This window comes from Verrucomicrobiota bacterium (genome assembly GCA_037139415.1).
Classification (GTDB): Bacteria; Verrucomicrobiota; Verrucomicrobiia; order Limisphaerales; family Fontisphaeraceae; genus JBAXGN01.
Window position 1 is genome coordinate 38,762 of sequence record JBAXGN010000021.1, and the last position, 15,502, is coordinate 54,263.

The 15,502-nt window shown below is 57.5% G+C and carries 12 protein-coding genes; 6 read left to right on the forward strand and 6 right to left on the reverse strand.

The window, feature by feature from the left end:
• Both WCO56_05720 and WCO56_05725 read right to left on the reverse strand, forming a co-directional pair.
• Positions 1-1,395 carry a DUF1501 domain-containing protein gene (locus WCO56_05720; GenBank protein MEI7729045.1) on the reverse strand — a complete coding sequence of 465 codons (1,395 nt, stop codon included), beginning with the start codon at positions 1,393-1,395 and terminating at the stop codon, positions 1-3.
• Between the two features lie 36 nt (positions 1,396-1,431).
• Complete coding sequence (locus WCO56_05725; GenBank protein MEI7729046.1) at positions 1,432-4,035, reverse strand: DUF1549 domain-containing protein; 2,604 nt, start codon at positions 4,033-4,035, stop codon at positions 1,432-1,434.
• 185 nt (positions 4,036-4,220) lie between these two features.
• On the opposite strand from WCO56_05725, the gene WCO56_05730 reads away from it, so the two are divergent.
• The 5 genes from WCO56_05730 to WCO56_05750 all read left to right on the forward strand — a co-directional run bounded on the left by WCO56_05730 (position 4,221) and on the right by WCO56_05750 (position 8,330).
• A complete protein-coding gene (locus WCO56_05730; GenBank protein ID MEI7729047.1) occupies positions 4,221-4,682 on the forward strand; it encodes an Rrf2 family transcriptional regulator in 462 nt (153 codons plus the stop codon).
• A 29-nt stretch (positions 4,683-4,711) separates the two neighbouring features.
• On the forward strand, positions 4,712-5,146 hold the full coding sequence (nifU, locus tag WCO56_05735) for a Fe-S cluster assembly scaffold protein NifU (GenBank protein ID MEI7729048.1): 435 nt from the start codon (positions 4,712-4,714) through the stop codon (positions 5,144-5,146).
• A gap of 95 nt (positions 5,147-5,241) precedes the next feature.
• A complete protein-coding gene (locus WCO56_05740) occupies positions 5,242-6,510 on the forward strand; it encodes a cysteine desulfurase family protein (protein ID MEI7729049.1) in 1,269 nt (422 codons plus the stop codon).
• Between the two features lie 62 nt (positions 6,511-6,572).
• The gene (locus tag WCO56_05745; GenBank protein MEI7729050.1) at positions 6,573-7,613 is read left to right on the forward strand and encodes an Mrp/NBP35 family ATP-binding protein; all 1,041 of its coding nucleotides are present in this window, start codon (positions 6,573-6,575) and stop codon (positions 7,611-7,613) included.
• A gap of 261 nt (positions 7,614-7,874) precedes the next feature.
• A complete protein-coding gene (locus WCO56_05750) occupies positions 7,875-8,330 on the forward strand; it encodes a hypothetical protein (protein ID MEI7729051.1) in 456 nt (151 codons plus the stop codon).
• Positions 8,331-8,343: 13 nt separating this feature from the next.
• On the opposite strand, the gene WCO56_05755 is transcribed toward WCO56_05750, so the two are convergent.
• Complete coding sequence (locus WCO56_05755) at positions 8,344-9,999, reverse strand: putative manganese-dependent inorganic diphosphatase (protein MEI7729052.1); 1,656 nt, start codon at positions 9,997-9,999, stop codon at positions 8,344-8,346.
• 118 nt (positions 10,000-10,117) lie between these two features.
• Entirely contained in the window at positions 10,118-11,236 is a 1,119-nt protein-coding gene (locus WCO56_05760; GenBank protein ID MEI7729053.1) for a metallophosphoesterase, read from the reverse strand.
• A 416-nt stretch (positions 11,237-11,652) separates the two neighbouring features.
• On the opposite strand from WCO56_05760, the gene WCO56_05765 reads away from it, so the two are divergent.
• Positions 11,653-13,269 carry a PQQ-binding-like beta-propeller repeat protein gene (locus WCO56_05765; protein MEI7729054.1) on the forward strand — a complete coding sequence of 539 codons (1,617 nt, stop codon included), beginning with the start codon at positions 11,653-11,655 and terminating at the stop codon, positions 13,267-13,269.
• Positions 13,270-13,410: 141 nt separating this feature from the next.
• Here WCO56_05765 and WCO56_05770 read toward each other — a convergent pair whose 3' ends face one another.
• A complete protein-coding gene (locus tag WCO56_05770) occupies positions 13,411-13,863 on the reverse strand; it encodes a pyridoxamine 5'-phosphate oxidase family protein (GenBank protein MEI7729055.1) in 453 nt (150 codons plus the stop codon).
• Positions 13,864-13,889: 26 nt separating this feature from the next.
• Positions 13,890-15,293, reverse strand: coding sequence for a DUF6055 domain-containing protein (locus tag WCO56_05775; GenBank protein ID MEI7729056.1), 1,404 nt, complete (start codon positions 15,291-15,293; stop codon positions 13,890-13,892).
• Between the last annotated feature and the right edge of the window lie 209 nt (positions 15,294-15,502).

Below are 15,502 nucleotides of genomic sequence, written 5' to 3' on the forward strand. Positions count from 1 at the left end.
TCATCCTTTGGTAGCCTTCGTTACGGTAGCCGAAGAAGGCATGATCTCCGTCAACAGACCGCCACTTTGAACCTTGCCTTGCGCCAGCGGGGTGATGTACGCCACGCAACCTTGCGGGTGCGGCAATTGCCCCATCGGGTCAATGCCCAGCAACCGGTACATGCTCGCACTCAGGTCCCACGGATACACGGGCCGATCCTTGACGTTTTCACCTCGGGTATCACTCGAACCAATCACCTGCCCGCCCTTGAAACCGCCTCCGGCCACCACCGCCGAGAACACATTGCCAAAGTGATGCCGTCCGCCAAACCAAGGCGCTTCATTGGCAATGCGTGGCGTCCGCCCGAATTCCCCGTACCAGATGACAATGGTGCTCTCCAGCAAACCGCGCTGAGCCAGATCCTCCAGCAAGGTCGCAAAGCCTGAATCCAGCGGCGGCAACAACCGCTGCATGGCCTTATGGTTTTCAACATGGGTATCCCAGCCGCCATAGTTAATGGTCACAAACGGAACCCCGCGCTCCACCAACCGGCGCGCCAGCAGGCAGGATTGACCAAAGTGGTGCCGACCATACTTATCGCGTAAAGCATCCTTTTCCTCGGATAAATCAAAGGCCTTCTTGGCATCGCCCAAAATCAGGCCGTACGCCTTCTTCTCGTAGTCATCCATGGCGTCGAGCACGCCAGGTTTGTCCGTTTCCCGGGCGACTGAATCCAGTGCCTGCAACAGGGACCGGCGCTCCTGAATACGCGCATCGGACATGCTCCGGGGCGGCACCAGTCCCTGCACCCGAAAATCTTTATTATTGGGGTCACCACCCGGCGCAAACGTGCGGTAATTGTTCCCCAGGAAGCCCGCCTCCGAAAAGCGGCCCAACGCGCTGGTCAAAGTAATATAGGGCGGCAAGGTTCCGGCATAACCGGCACGATTACGCTCGTATGCCACCACCGCGCCCAAAGCCGGATATGGCGGATCCGAAGCCGCCGGGGTGCCGGTCATCATCATGTACGTGGCGGTTTCATGCCCGTTGTTCATGTGGGTCATACTGCGAAGGATGGAATACTTATCCGCCTGCTTGCCCAACAGCGGCAGGAGTTCGCTAATCCGAATGCCCTTTACGTTGGTCTGGATCGGACTGCGCAGCGGTCCGCTGATTTCCACCCCCTGATCCGGCTTCGGGTCAAAGGTATCGGTCTGCGTCGGTCCGCCACCCATCCAGAGTTGTATGACGGCCTTGGCCCCGCCGCGCGGTTCAGCGATGGCACCGGCGGCCTTCAGCGCGAACCATTCGGACAAGCTCAGACCCATCATGGTCAGGCTGCCAACCCGAACGAAGTCGCGACGGCTCAGACCTTCACAGGTCCGCGTTATCTTGCTGCCTTGAATGTCTAACATAACTTTTTCCTCTGGTTGCGGGTTTGATTTTGGCCACTAGCGCACAAACATAAACTCCTGGGTATTCAGTAACACCCACACCAAGTCTTGCACCGCCTGCGGGCGATTTTTCGGATCCTTGGCGAGATGCGCCAGGGCTTTTTGCTTCTCCTGGTCCGTCGGCGGGCGTGCCACAATGCTCAGGTAAAATTCATCCACGATTTCCGCGTCCGTTTTCTTTTCCTTGATCAGGCGCTGAATGCGCGGGCTGCCGGTCACCTTGCCCTCAAGCAAATCGGAATTGATCATGAACAGTTTTTGGCGCAACGACGGCGCGGAGTCGCGCTCGCATTCATACGGGGTATCCCGGGGCGGCCGGCCAAAGAGTTCCAGCACCCCGGTCTGGATGTTCCCATCGAAAACCTGCACCGCCCGGTAATCCGACGGCAGCCGGGTGTACGGCTCGGGAATAGAACTGGTATAAGTCTCTGGCACCTCGGTCACCTGACATAACGCGTCCACCAACTCCTCGGCGCCGAGCCGTTTGATTTGAAAATGCGAGAAGTGCGCCACATCGTTCTTATTAAATTCGTTGGCCTTACTGGAGCGCTGATAGGTGTTGGAATTCAGAATCAGCCGAAACAAATGGCGAAGGTCATATTTGTGCGTCGCCAATTCCCGCACGAGATACGTCAACAGTTCGGGATTTTCGGGCAGATTGGTCGGACGTATGTCATCCGGTTCGTGAATGATACCGCGTCCCATCATCCAGAACCAGACCCGGTTGGCAATCGCCTGGTTGAACCACGGATTATTTGTTGAAATCAGCCAGTCCGCAAATTTGAAGCGCGGATCTTCATCCGGTCCAAGTTCAAAGACTTCCCCGCTCAACAGCCGAGGTTTGGCAATCTCGCGCGTGCGAGGATCGCGTAGCGACGCCTTGGGATTGAAATAGACAATTTCCTCTTTCCACTCGGTCGTGGATTTATAGGCAACCTTCGCGAAAAACGCGCCCAGCGCCACATTGTCACTCACCGACCAATTTTCGATGGGATGCGCGTGACAGCGGGCGCAGGCCACCCGGGCGCCCATGAAGAGCATGGCGGTGGTTTCGGCGAGCGTCTGCGGATCCTTGTTCGAGACGGCCCGCACAAAGTTCGCGGGACCCCGGCGGAAATTGCTGCCGCTGGTGGTCAGGAGTTCGCGCACAAACTGATCATACGGCTGGTTGGTCGCCACCGACTCGCGCAGCCAATGGTAATAGGTCGTCACTCCCTTTGGCCAGATGCGCACCGGATACTCGCTCTTGATGCGCAGCAGGTCCCCCCACTTCATGGCCCAGTAATCAGCGAATTCCTCGCGCTGGAACAGCGCCTCAATCAGTTTGCCGCGCTTCTGCGCATCCTTGTCCACCAGGAACGCCTTCACTTCCGCCGGACTTGGCAGGGTGCCCAGCATATCGAGATAAATGCGGCGGCAAAACTCCTGGTCGGAACAGACCTCCGAGGGCGGGATGCCCAGCCGTTTCAATTTGGCCAATACCAATTCATCCACCTTGTTATTCGCCGCCGCCGCCGGGAACGGTTGGGGTAGAATTTGCGGGACCAGCACGCGGACGGCCGTCGCCTGACGCGCGGCCATCGCGACCACCGTGCATTCGCCCGGCCCCACCGCCCACACCTCGCCATTGGCATCTACCATGGCCACCTTCGGATCCGTGGATTTATACGTCGCCAACCGCGTGCAGTCGCGTTGCGCTCCACCCTTAAGCATACCCGTAACCAGCAACCGCCGGGTTTCTCCCATCCGGAACACCAGTTCATCCGCCGATAACTTCAAGGCGACAAACCGGGGCGCGGTATCATCACCCAGCCGCGCGCCCTGATTGATCCAGGCGACCAGCAGGTTGTATTCGGCCGACCCCGGCGTCAACCGCTTGCCCCCGGTATGCGGCAGCGCACCCGTCGCCATGCCCAGCAGGAGACTCTTGGCCGGTTCGATTTTATTGATGCGCCGGCCAATTGCAGCGTGCGTCAGCGCCAGATGATCTTCCCCCAACTCACCACCAAACAACGACAGCTTAAACCCAGCCCGGCCACGTTGCGCGCCGTGGCAAGCGGTAGCGGCGCAACCGAGCCGCCCCAGCAACGGGGTAACGTCCCGCGTGAAAAAGACGGTCTCATTCGTCATCCCTTTCACCGCAACCCGCACTTCCGCTTTGGCACTCCCCCCGGCTTTGGCGCTGATCAGAATCGTGGTTTCCCCTTCACTCACGGGTTGGATTACCCCCTCCTTGCTGACCGTTGCCACCTTGGGATTCGCCGACCTGAACTCGGCGCGATCCGTCACATCACGAGTCGTATCATCGGCAAACGTTCCCAGTGCGGTTAAACTCTGTGATGACCACTTGCCCTCCAACACCACACTGGCTGGCGCTACCTGCACCGACTGTAGTTTGAGTTTGGAATCCAGTTTTGGTTTAGCGACGACATTGGAGACGGTTAGCGCGGTTTCTTTATCAGTGCTTTTAGCATTCACCGAGTTCTGGCCAATCAGAGCCGTGCAAAACAGAAGGGTGAGCAGAGTGCAAGCCGGAAGGTTCTTCGACACCGCTACTCGACGCGAAGTGATGACTGGACATGGACCATGGGTCGCGTTCATAAAAATAACGTTATGTCGGGCAAAACTCTCGTCAAGCACGTTATGGAGCACCAATTCAAGATATACGGTTGGACGCCATGGGGGCGCGATAAATTCACACCGGCGTGCTCCATATTTGACATCCCGGCGATGCGTCCTATATTGAGTCTGCAAACAGGACCAGATTGGTCCTGTTTAAATATAACATGCATATATCGCGCGCAGTGGAATACGGAGTACTGGGGCTCATGGCCCTGGCCCGGCGTCCTATCGGCGCAGTGGTGATGATTGATGAAGTCAGCCGCGAGGAGGATATCCCCAAGAGTTTCCTCGCCAAAATTTTCCAGAGCCTGGCGAAGGCCGGCTTGGTGCGTTCTGTGCGCGGAACCGGGGGCGGCTTTGCGCTGACCAAGACACCCGAGGAAATTACGATCCTGGATGTTATCCAGGCCGTTGAGGGCCCCATTGCATTGCAGCGCTGTTTGGACGTCAATTCGTCTTGTGTCCATACAGAATCTTGCGCGCTGTGCTCGATTTTTGCGGTAGCCCAGGATCGCCTGAAAGAAACCTTTGCGGCTACCAGCCTGGCCACGCTGGCCCGGCAACAGGCGGTCATGCCGATGGCAAATCGGCGGGGAAAAGCGATTCCGGTGATGGCGGAAGCATGAATTCAAATTGAAATGAAAAGGAAATGATTATGAGCGACACCTATACCCTGTACAATCAAACGGTGATGGATCACTTCATGAACCCACGAAATATGGGCGATCTGAAGGAAGCCGATGGCATCGGGGAAGTCGGCGCGGCAGCCTGCGGCGACATCATGAAGATCAGCCTGAAAATCAAGGATGGTAAAATCGAGGATGCCAAGTTCAAGACCTTTGGCTGCGGCTCGGCGATTGCCAGCTCCAGCATGGCCACCGAGTTAATCAAGGGCCGCTCCATCGCGGAAGCCATGACTTTTTCCAACCAGGAAGTGGTAAACGCGCTCGGCGGGTTACCCCCGGTGAAAATCCACTGCTCGGTGCTCGCCGAAGAGGCGCTCAAGGCCGCGCTCGAAGATTATCTAAAGAAGCATCCCGAGTTGGCCGCCAAAGTTGAGGCGAAGGAAAACGAAGCCGTGCCCGCTTGAGCCAGGGTGCCAGGCAGGTTTTGACCGACGGCAGGCAATGCCATTGCTGTGTTCCGTCACCGACCATTTTCTGAACCGATAGGGATTATATCTTTATGCGTCACGTTTATCTCGATCATGCGTCCGCCACCCCTGTATTGCCGGAGGTGTTCGAGGCGATGAAGCCGTTTTTCATGGAGGCGTTTGGCAACGCCTCCTCGCTGCACCAGCATGGATTACGGGTGCGCGATGCCTTGGCGACGGCCCGCCAACAGATCGCCGCGCTCATCAATGCCGAGTCGTCGGAGGATATCTTTTTCACCTCGGATGGCACGGAATCCGCCAATCTGGCCATTAAAGGTGTGGCCTATGCCAATCAGCGTCGAGGGAATCATATCGTCATTTCCGAGATTGAGCATCCTTCAATCATCAACTCCATCGAATTTCTGGAAAAACAAGGGTTCACCTGTACCCGCGTAAAGGTGGATACCCAAGGCTTTATCAAGCCCGAGGATGTCCGGGCGGCGCTGACGGATAAGACCATTCTCATTGCGGTCCATCATGTCAACCATGACATCGGCAGCATCGAACCCATCGCGGAAATCGGTAAGCTTGCCGCGGAAAAAGGCATTCCGTTTTATGTGGATGCCGAAGCCAGTGCTGGCTGGCTGCCGATTGATGTGCAGGCCATGGGTGCCAACCTGATGTCTTTTTCCCCCCATAAGTTTTACGGGCCCAAAGGCGTGGGAGTGCTTTACCGGAACAAACGCGCCCGGCTGGTCAGCATCATCCATGGCGGGGTACAGGAGGGCGGACGTCGGGCCGGGGTGGAAAATGTGCCAGCCATCATTGGCGCCGGGGTGGCGGCGGAAATTGCGCTGCGCGACTTGCCGCAGCGCATGGAGTTGACGGCGCGTCTGCAAAAACGGCTGTGGGAGAGTCTCAAGGCAAAGGTGCCTTACATCAAGCTGAATGGGCCGGAGCCAGGACCCGGACGCATTTCCACGACCCTCAACCTGAGCACCGAATTCATTGAAGGCGAGGGCCAGTTATTGCTGTGCGATATGAACGGCATCGCGGTCGCCAGCGGTTCCAGTTGCGTGAGCAAATCCCTGAAGATTTCACATGTGCTGGCGGCGATTGGCATTGACCACGCCCTGGCGCAAGGCAACCTGATCATGTCCCTTGGCAAAGATAATACCGAGGCGGATGTGGATTACGTCATTGAAACCTTCGCGGACAAGGTCGTGAAAAAACTGCGCAACATGTCCCCGATGTGGGACGAGTTTCAGCGCGGCATCATTGACTCCGTCATCAGCCCGACCGGCCACGGCAAATCGTTTTCCGAACACGCGGCCGCGGTTTCGGGCAAAGCCGCCCATTGACAACGTACTCGGGGCGATGCGTAATGCGTGGCATCGGATTGGCCATTTTGGTGTGGAACACTATGAAGTTGAATAAAGAGACGGTGATGACAGCGCTTGGCACGGTGAAATATCCGGGCTTTTCGCGCGATATTGTGGCGTTCGGACTGGTGAAGGAAGTCACGTGCGATGCTGGCGCGGTGCGCGTACACGTGCAACTCACCTCCCTCAATCAGCCGGTGGCCGATCAGCTCAAGGCGGAGGTGGAAAAAGTGATAAGCCAACTGCCGGGAGTCAAATCCGTTTCCGTTGACATCGCGGTGCCAGCTGCAGCCGCCACTTCAAATCCATTTGACCAACAGGCGCGGGTGCCGGGCATCAAGCACATCCTCGCCATCGCCAGCGGCAAAGGGGGCGTCGGTAAATCCACGTGTTCGGTGAACCTGGCCTGCGCCCTCAAATTGTTGGGGGCGAAGGTGGGCTTGCTGGACTGCGATATTTACGGTCCCAGCATTCCCCTGATGATGGGCATCAACCAGCGCCCCTACATCACCGAGGATGACAAGCTCATGCCGCCGATCAATCACGGGGTCAAACTCATGAGCATTGGGTTCCTGTTGGACAGCGACCAACCGGTGATCTGGCGCGGACCGATGATCGTCAAGACCATCCAACAATTTCTTACCCAAGTGGCTTGGGGCGATCTGGATTACCTCCTGGTGGATCTGCCGCCAGGCACGGGAGATGCCCAATTGACACTGTGTCAGACTGTCCCGCTGGATGGGGGCGTGGTGGTGACCACCCCGCAGGAGGCCTCACTGGCAGTGGTGCGCAAAGGAATCGCCATGTTTGAAAAAGTCAATGTGCCGGTCATCGGCCTCATTGAAAACATGAGCTATTTTATCGCCCCATCCGGTGATCGCATTGAAATCTTCGGCCACGGTGGCGGCCGCGCGGTGGCCACCCGCAAGGGAATTCCTTTTCTGGGTGAAGTGCCCATCTACACCGAAATCCGGATTGGTGGCGACCAGGGTACTCCAGTCGTCGTTTCCCATCCCGATGACGCTCAAGGACAGGCGTTCATCACCATCGCGAAACAATTGCGACAACGTTTCGAGCCGTAAGCCCTTCAATCCACTCACGGTGGTTCACCCTTGCCCAAGGGACGCGCGGGGAACCGCCGGTTTTGGAGTGCGTGCGGCAAGGCGGGGTGTAGGGGGCTGCGACGCCGCTTTGGATAGACGCAAAAACAACGCTTTGATTTTCCCTTCCGCTGAACGCAGGAATACCGCAGGTCACCATTGGCGAGACTCCGGGAACCCTCGCTCGTCATAAGCGGCGCAAAAGAAGGTTGAGTTTCAGGTTTCGCAAGGTATGCTGCGGCCATGCGTTGTGGCATATTAAGCTGGGTGGTGCTGGGTTGGCTGATGCTGGCGGGTTCCGCGCAGGCGGACTCGGCCATGGTCATCAAGGTGCTCCCGCATTTCCTGGACCTGAAAGGACGGCAATCGCTTTCGCCCAGTCTGTACGCCCGGGATGCGTACCAGGCGAAGTTGCGCCGGGAGCACGATCAACGGTCGGCGCTACGATTCGACGTGCAATGGAAAGCCAGCGGTTATACCAACCTGAAATTGCGGGTGGAATTGCGCGGTATGAAAGAGAAGCTACCCACCCTGCGCACCCTGGAAGCCCCCGTTACCAAGCAAAGCTGGCTCAGCACGTGGACGCAACTGACGCTGGGCGGCGACGATTACAAGGCTTTTGGCGAACTGGCGGCCTGGCGCGCGACGCTGTGGAACGGCGACCAAATGGTAGGTGAGCAGACGTCGTTCTTGTGGTGACGTTAATGGCTTATTAACTTGCTTGCAGTCGGGCCAGGCAATGCGCCAGGTACGGCAGCAGTTGTTTCTTGCGCGAGACCACTCCTGACAGTTCGTAAATGCCGGGCTCCAATTCCGGATAATCAATCAGTTCCAGCACCTCGGCCTCCCCCGCCATGAGCAGCAGCGAGGCTTGTGTGGTCACATCCGTCACCAGCAGCGCGGCGAAGGTATAATTTTTTTGCTGCCGGTATGCCAACAGTGCCTGCAAGACTTCGGTTTTGCGTTTCCAGAATTGTTCAAAGCCGATCTCCTCGATTTGCGCCACGCTGAAGCGCCGGCCGCGCTCCACGTATTCCTTGCAGTCGGTGGCGACCGCCTGGGCTGGGGGCCGCGAGGTGAGCACCGATCCGGAGCTGAACAGGCTTTCCGTAAAGGCGGTGGCATTGACGCCAGCGCGGGCTTCCAACTGCCGGAGAATCTCCGCATCCCGGGGCGTTGAAGTTGGCGAGGTGAGGTTCAGCGTGTCGGAGACCAGGCCGGCCAGCAACAGCCCGGCAATCTCGCGGGGCAGCTCCACGCCGTGGCGCAGGAAGCAATCCGCGACAATCGTGCTGGTGGAGCCCACCGGTTCATTGCGGAACAGGATCGGCTGATGCGTGGTCAACGCGCCGATGCGGTGATGGTCAATAATCTCGATGATCTCCACCTCCGCCGCGCCCTGCACGGCCTGCGACAGCTCGTTGTGATCCACCAGGATCAGTTGGCGGTCCACCCTCTTGAGAAAATCCGATTTGGAAAGGACGCCCAACATTTCCCCCTGCTCATTCGTGACGGGAAACGCGGGGTGATCAGACTCCACTGCCCGCCGGCGCGCACCGGCAATCAATTCGTCCGCGCTAAAGGAGAGCATCTGCTCATCCACAATATGCCAGACGGCCATGGCGGCGCGGCACAGCATGGCGGTGGTGGCGGAGTCATGCATGGAGAGCAGGAGGCTGACGCCGTTGCGCTTCGCCAGCTCCAGCACGCCGCGGTCCACTTGCAGGCCGCCGGTGATCATGATGGCACGCACGCGCGACTGCACCGCCAGTTGCTGCACATCCAGACGGTCGCCCACCACGATGATCAGTTTTTCCGGCGGGAACTTCTCCAGGCGCGTCCGGAAGGCGTCCAGCGACATCGCGCCGATCATCAGGGTGAAATCCTCCTCGCGATCTGGCTCCACCACGTGCGCCAGCCGGGCTTGCGTGGTGCGGGCCACGGCGTTCAGCGAGGCCCGGACCCGGCGGGAATCAAACAGCCGGTTGGGTGCCGGTAGATAATACTGGTTCATCTTGAACACGGATACCAGCCCCTGGCAGCGGCGTTGCTCATCGAGCACCGGCAGGGCGCGCAGGTTGTCCTCGTCCATGATGGCGAGCGCCTCGGCGACCGTTGCATCCGGCGGCACGCTGACCACGTTCCGGCGCATCACGTCGCGCACCTTGGGCGAGACATCGGCTACGAAGCGTGGCGCGGGCACGCCAAAGGTCTTGAGCACAAAATCAATCCGGTCATTCGTATCGCCACAACGTGCGGCGATGGCGTTGGGCATGCCGGTGCGCCGTTTGAATTCCGCGTAAGCGATGGCGGAACAGATGGCGTCCGTGTCCGGATTCCGGTGTCCGATGACCAATATTTCATTCATAATTCTGCGCGCTAATGTGTCCTTGCATCAAGGACACATGATATTTGTTCTGGATCTGCATAGATACCACTATTGCTAGACATTATTCTCAAGGCACTTATATCAGAGTTTCAAAGGTTTAGTCAGACTTCAGTCGAATGCGCATGATCTCGCCGGGCTGCCACAGGCGCATGCGCGGCCCCCAGGTGCCAGTGCCGCGCCCGACGATCACCGTCATGCCCTCCACGTTATAGCGCCCGCCCACCAGTGGATGCGCCAGTCTCACCAGGTAATTGAATGGCCAGAGCTGGCCATTATGCGTGTGACCGGAAAGCATGAGTCCCACACCGGCTGCTGCCGCCGTCTCGAATTGCGAGGGAGAATGCGAGAGCAGCATCGTGGCCCCCGGCGGGCGCCCACTTAATGCGCGTTCAAACGGTTTTCGGTTTGCCTCGGTGCGCGGCGTTTGCAAGTCGTCCACGCCAGCCACCACCAAGCCAGGCAGCACTTCAACTGCACGGTCCCGTAACACGGTAAAGCCCGCTGCTTCCATCAACTGCACACTGCGTTCAAGTCCGGCATAAAATTCATGATTACCGGTGACCGCCCAGACACCATGCGGTGCGCGCAACGTTTTGAGTACCGGCAACAGTGGTTCCACATGACCAACGTTGCCATCCACCAAATCGCCCACCACCAGTACCACGTCCGGCTTCAGTGCGTCCACCTGTTGGATGACGTTCGCCAGCCAGTCCTTGCCCAACATGGTACCAAGATGCAGATCAGAAAGCGCGATCAGCACCATGCCCTCCCGCTCCTTTGGCAACCCGGTCAGCCGGACTTCATAGTCTTGAACGACGGGCACCCGCAATCCCTGCGCCAGCGCGATCACACCCAACACTCCCGCCATCACCAGCGCCCAACCACGCAGCACCGGCGCACTGTTGCTCCAGAGGAAACCGCCAGCAGTCACCACCTCGACGATTAACAGCAGCGAAAGCGCCAGAAATAGCAGGCCGATCCAGATGGCACCCACGAACTCCAACGGCGCCGCCACTTTGTGCCAGTGCCGGGCACCGAGAATGCGGGCCAGGGGATAAATCGTCCACAGGCCGACGGCCAGCCAGACCAAGGTGCGGCGGGAAATGTAGCCGGTGATGAACGGTACCGAGGCGACCCGCCAGAAAACGTACAGGTGCATGGCGGTCCAAACACTCAGGACAATCACCAGGAAGATGGCAAGCCGGCTGGCATTCATAATCCCTCAAGACGTCCTAACAGTACCGAGATATGGTTACACATAATAACTACGCGTACGATTTTCGAGTTTCGGAGGGTGATTTTCAAGTGTTAAGTTAATGGTGTTTCATGGTTCGCGCGGGAGATCGGCTTAGGCGAGGAATTTTCGCATTTTATTTTTCTTAGGCGTGGATTTGGGGGGTAAACTTGCCCGTTGACGGCCTTCGCCCAGTCTGTCAGGCTGCTGCCGTAATGACTGAGAGCAAAGCCCAATTCTCCCTTACCCGTGTAGCGACCACAACTTGGAAGGTCGCCAAAAAGCAAATTCATGTGACAACAATGTCGTCTGGCTGGGTTCTCTTGTCCCTGATTCTCTCGGCGAGCGCCGCGGGTGCCGCAGATTGGCCGTCGTGGGGTGGAAAGCCGTCGCGCAATATGGCCTCTGAAACCGAGAAGGGACTGCCGGATTGGTATTCTCTCGGGACCGAAAATGGCGGTGGCGAAATTGACCTGGCCACCACGAAAAATATCAAATGGTTCGCCAAGATCGGCAGCAAGACCTTCGGCAGCCCGGCTGTGAGCCAGGGCAAGGTATTTATCGGCACTACTGGCGCTGCGACTTCAAACGCCACATTATTTTGCTTCGATGAAAAAAACGGGCGTGAGCTGGGGCGATATATTTGCCCGCGTCCGAAAGACAAAGGTGAAAACTGGGGAGTGTGCTCGACGCCGACCATCGAGGGCGAGCGCCTCTATGTGGTGACCCCGTATCAGGAGGTGGTGTGTTTGGATCTGACCGCCTGGCTCAAACCGTCTGCCGCTGCCGGTGGGGCGGATACCAACCGGCACATTATCGTGTGGCAGTATGACATGGCGGAGAAATTACACGTCGAGCAGCATCATGCGGCCAGTTGCTCGGTTCTGGTTCATGGCGATTTTGTGTATGTTTGTACTGGCAATGGACGTTTTCAAAACTCGAAACGGCCGTTTTATCCACTGACTCCCAGTCTGATTGTATTCAACAAGCATACCGGACAACTGGTCGCGCGTGACGACGAGCAGATCGGGGAACAGTTATGGCGTGGACAGTGGTCATCGCCGTCGCTGGCCACGGTAAACGGAAAAGCCCAGATCCTGTTTGCCACCGGGAATGGTCTCTGCTATGGGTTTGAACCAGTTGATCCAGCGGCGCAGGTCACTCCCGACCGTTGGATCACGTCCACACTGCGCGGCCCGATTACTTACTTTATTGATATCAAAAATAAAGAAAAAGACATCACCGGCCTCACGCCCGCAGAATACGCCAGCAAGTTTAATGTGCTTCCCGCCACCCAAAAACCGGCGTTGCCGCTGGAATTCCGTTATTCGATCGGCGTGCCGGCCAACACGCCGATTGATACGATTCCGACCGCCCAGGTGCCGGACGTGCCGATCCTGAAGAAGATCTGGTGGTTCGACTGCCTGCCCCCGGAATACCGGAATGCGCCGTTCTACGCGCATCAGATTACCGGGGATGGCAAAAAGCATCCGTGCGATATCATTTCCACACCGGTGTTCTACCGCAACCGGGTTTACGTGGCGATCGGCGGGGACCCGAATCATGGCCTGAAGCACAGCCGGGGTAATCTTGTTTGTATTGATCCGACCAAGCCCGGCAACGTCACCCAGAGCGGCAAAGTCTGGAGTTGTGACAACCTGAATGCGACGCTGACCACCGTGGCCATCGCCGACGGGTTGGTGTTTGTCATTGACGAAGCCAGCGTCATCCACTGTCTGGATGCAGACACCGGGCAGAAATACTGGAGCTACGCCCTCAAAAGCGATCACGGCATGTTAAGTTCCTCCCTGCTAGCCGTGGATGGCAAATTGTTTGCCGGCAAGAGTGTTCTCGCGGTGAGCAAGACGCTGAAAACGCTCGGCACCATTGACGCGGACACCCCCACGTATTGCGGCGTGCCGTGCGTGGCCAATGGGGTTCTCTTTACCGTCCATGGTAAACGGTTATGGGCGGTGTGCGACAAAGGGGATAAAATGGCCGCCGGCAGCAACTGAACTGATAGCACATCGTCGAATGAGGCGTAGGGAGAGTACGGCTGCTCTCCGGTGAACCCTCTGGACGAATCGTATCCAACACCATCTTGGTAAAATTCAGCTCCAGTCCCATTCATTTGCCCCAATGCTTGGGTTATCTGATCATGTGCGGGCCTTGCCGGTGATTGACTCCAGCCGGATCCTGAAAACCTTGGTCTTAGCGATGAGCTTATCGATGTACTCAAGCCCCTCTTTAACGTAGTCGGGCGAGTACTTCCTGACCAACAAGACCAGGCCCTGTCGCTTCTCCTCGGCCGAGAGTTCCTCGACGAAGCCTGTGGCAATGGCACTTTCGTACTTGGTGCCGAACTTCTCGGGCAACACCTGTGTTTTGCCGACCACGCAAAACGAGGCTCTCGAGTTCGCTGAGAGAATATCGATCTTCTTGCCCTCCGGAGCACAGTGGAAGTAAATACTGTCCCCGGCCAGCGAGAAGTTCAGGGGAATCCCATGCGGCACACCATCTGGGGCTGCCATGGAAAGAACGCCGTATTCGGCTGATTCGAGAAGGCTTCTTGCTTCCTCGATGCCTATTGCTCTGTCATTACGTCTCATGGTGTCTCACCTAACGACTTCGATGGTTAATGAATAATGGAATCATCCGGCGCTGTGCCGGTGACTCTGAATTTAAAGGGCCATTGTTCGTTGGCGTTGGCGACAGCAGTTGCGTCGGCGGGCTTGCGGCGGTCACCCACGCGGATCCAGTGTTCAGTTGGCGCTCCCATCACAACGAGCCAGAGGAATTTGGTGTTGGCGGGGACGGTGAATTCCGTGTTGCCGTCGGCCTGGGAGAACGTGTCGCTGTAAACGCGGGAGCCGTCGGCCTTATGGACGAGGAACCCGTAGCGCCAGCCGGCTTTATCGAGTTGGGCCTGGCTGAAACCCTTCGCACCGGCGATGCCTTTGAAGGCGAGCGTCACTTTGGTATTGGCGGCAGGGACTTTGAGTTTGATGGCATTATAGCCGTAGTTCTGCGGGCACTTGTCGGCGGCAATCTGATACCAGTTGTCTGCGGCGCGGTTGATGGAAGTGAGGTGTTGATCGGCGTAGCGGGCGGCTACCTTCTCGATGCGCGGCAGGTCCCAGGTGACGAAGCGGCGGCAGGCGTCGAACATTTCGTCGTTGAACTGATTCTGGTTGATCTTCGTGAGTCGCTTGTAGGTCATGACCGGGTCTTCGCCGCGCTGCACTTCGCGCCACATTTTCCCGATGAACTCCACGCCGTGCTTGCAGCACCAGTATTCCAGCGGATAGCACGTGTGGTACTGGTTGTCGCGGTGCAGGAACGCGAGATGGGTGGCCTTCATGAAGGCATTCAGGTGGTAGTTTTCGAAGGTTTGCCATTCCGGATAGACCTGCCAGAGCATGAACTGGGAGGTCATTTCGCCAATAGAACCGCTGGAGACGAACGAGGCGGCTCCGTCAGCACGGTCGAGGGCCTGGAAGGAGTGGCCCAGTTCATGGGCGACCACGCCATAGGGGCTATGGTTGATCCGAGTGGCGGGCGTCCAGAAGGTGCCGATTTTGTTATCCGTGCTGCCACCGAAGGCGGTGTTGTCGGTGCCGCCGACGACGAAAATGAGATATTTGTATTTGGTGGCGAAGGATTTTTGTTTGTCCACCCATTTGAGCGTGTCCACGTAGTAGCTATAGAAACGATCGGCTTCCTTGAGGACTTCCTCCACGTTGAAGCGGCGTTTGGCGACGCTGTTGGTCATGGGGTCATCGCCGTATTCTTTTGCCCAGAAGAGCACGAAGTGGTCGGAGGCTTTGCTGCGTTTGAAGCAGAATTCACTGTTGGCATTGGTGTAGTCGTTGCCTGCGGGGACGTTGCCAATGCGGGCGGGAATTAGGAGTTCCTGACCTCCCGGTTTGGCGGGGGCCGTGGATGCGGGAGCAGTCTGTGGCAAGGCGAGCGAGCAGGCAGTCAGGAGAATCGTGATTCCAATTGCGGTAAGCGAGCATTGCTTTTGGCTCGCCATCATATATTCCTGGTAAATATTATACAGTTTGTGCGCATGGGCGGGAGTTTACGCTGATGTTGATACGGGGCAAGTACACATTTCCAACGGATAGAATCGGTTTTAGCCACTCAGTCATCTGCCCAAGTTGCAAGAGAGTGTTTTGACATTACGCGAAACCTCTTAAGAAACTCCGGATGAAGCCGTTGGTGTTGGAACGAGTTCGAACCCCA

Coding starts and splice junctions, on each gene's coding strand:
- WCO56_05730 (MEI7729047.1), top strand. CDS start 4,221: ATGCATATATCGCGCGCAGTGGAATACGGAGTACTGGGGCTCATGGCC.
- WCO56_05755 (MEI7729052.1), bottom strand. CDS start 9,999: ATGAATGAAATATTGGTCATCGGACACCGGAATCCGGACACGGACGCC.
- WCO56_05760 (MEI7729053.1), bottom strand. CDS start 11,236: ATGAATGCCAGCCGGCTTGCCATCTTCCTGGTGATTGTCCTGAGTGTT.
- WCO56_05740 (MEI7729049.1), top strand. CDS start 5,242: ATGCGTCACGTTTATCTCGATCATGCGTCCGCCACCCCTGTATTGCCG.
- WCO56_05775 (MEI7729056.1), bottom strand. CDS start 15,293: ATGATGGCGAGCCAAAAGCAATGCTCGCTTACCGCAATTGGAATCACG.
- WCO56_05750 (MEI7729051.1), top strand. CDS start 7,875: ATGCGTTGTGGCATATTAAGCTGGGTGGTGCTGGGTTGGCTGATGCTG.
- WCO56_05720 (MEI7729045.1), bottom strand. CDS start 1,395: ATGTTAGACATTCAAGGCAGCAAGATAACGCGGACCTGTGAAGGTCTG.
- WCO56_05765 (MEI7729054.1), top strand. CDS start 11,653: ATGGCCTCTGAAACCGAGAAGGGACTGCCGGATTGGTATTCTCTCGGG.
- WCO56_05745 (MEI7729050.1), top strand. CDS start 6,573: ATGAAGTTGAATAAAGAGACGGTGATGACAGCGCTTGGCACGGTGAAA.
- WCO56_05770 (MEI7729055.1), bottom strand. CDS start 13,863: ATGAGACGTAATGACAGAGCAATAGGCATCGAGGAAGCAAGAAGCCTT.
- nifU (MEI7729048.1), top strand. CDS start 4,712: ATGAGCGACACCTATACCCTGTACAATCAAACGGTGATGGATCACTTC.
- WCO56_05725 (MEI7729046.1), bottom strand. CDS start 4,035: ATGAACGCGACCCATGGTCCATGTCCAGTCATCACTTCGCGTCGAGTA.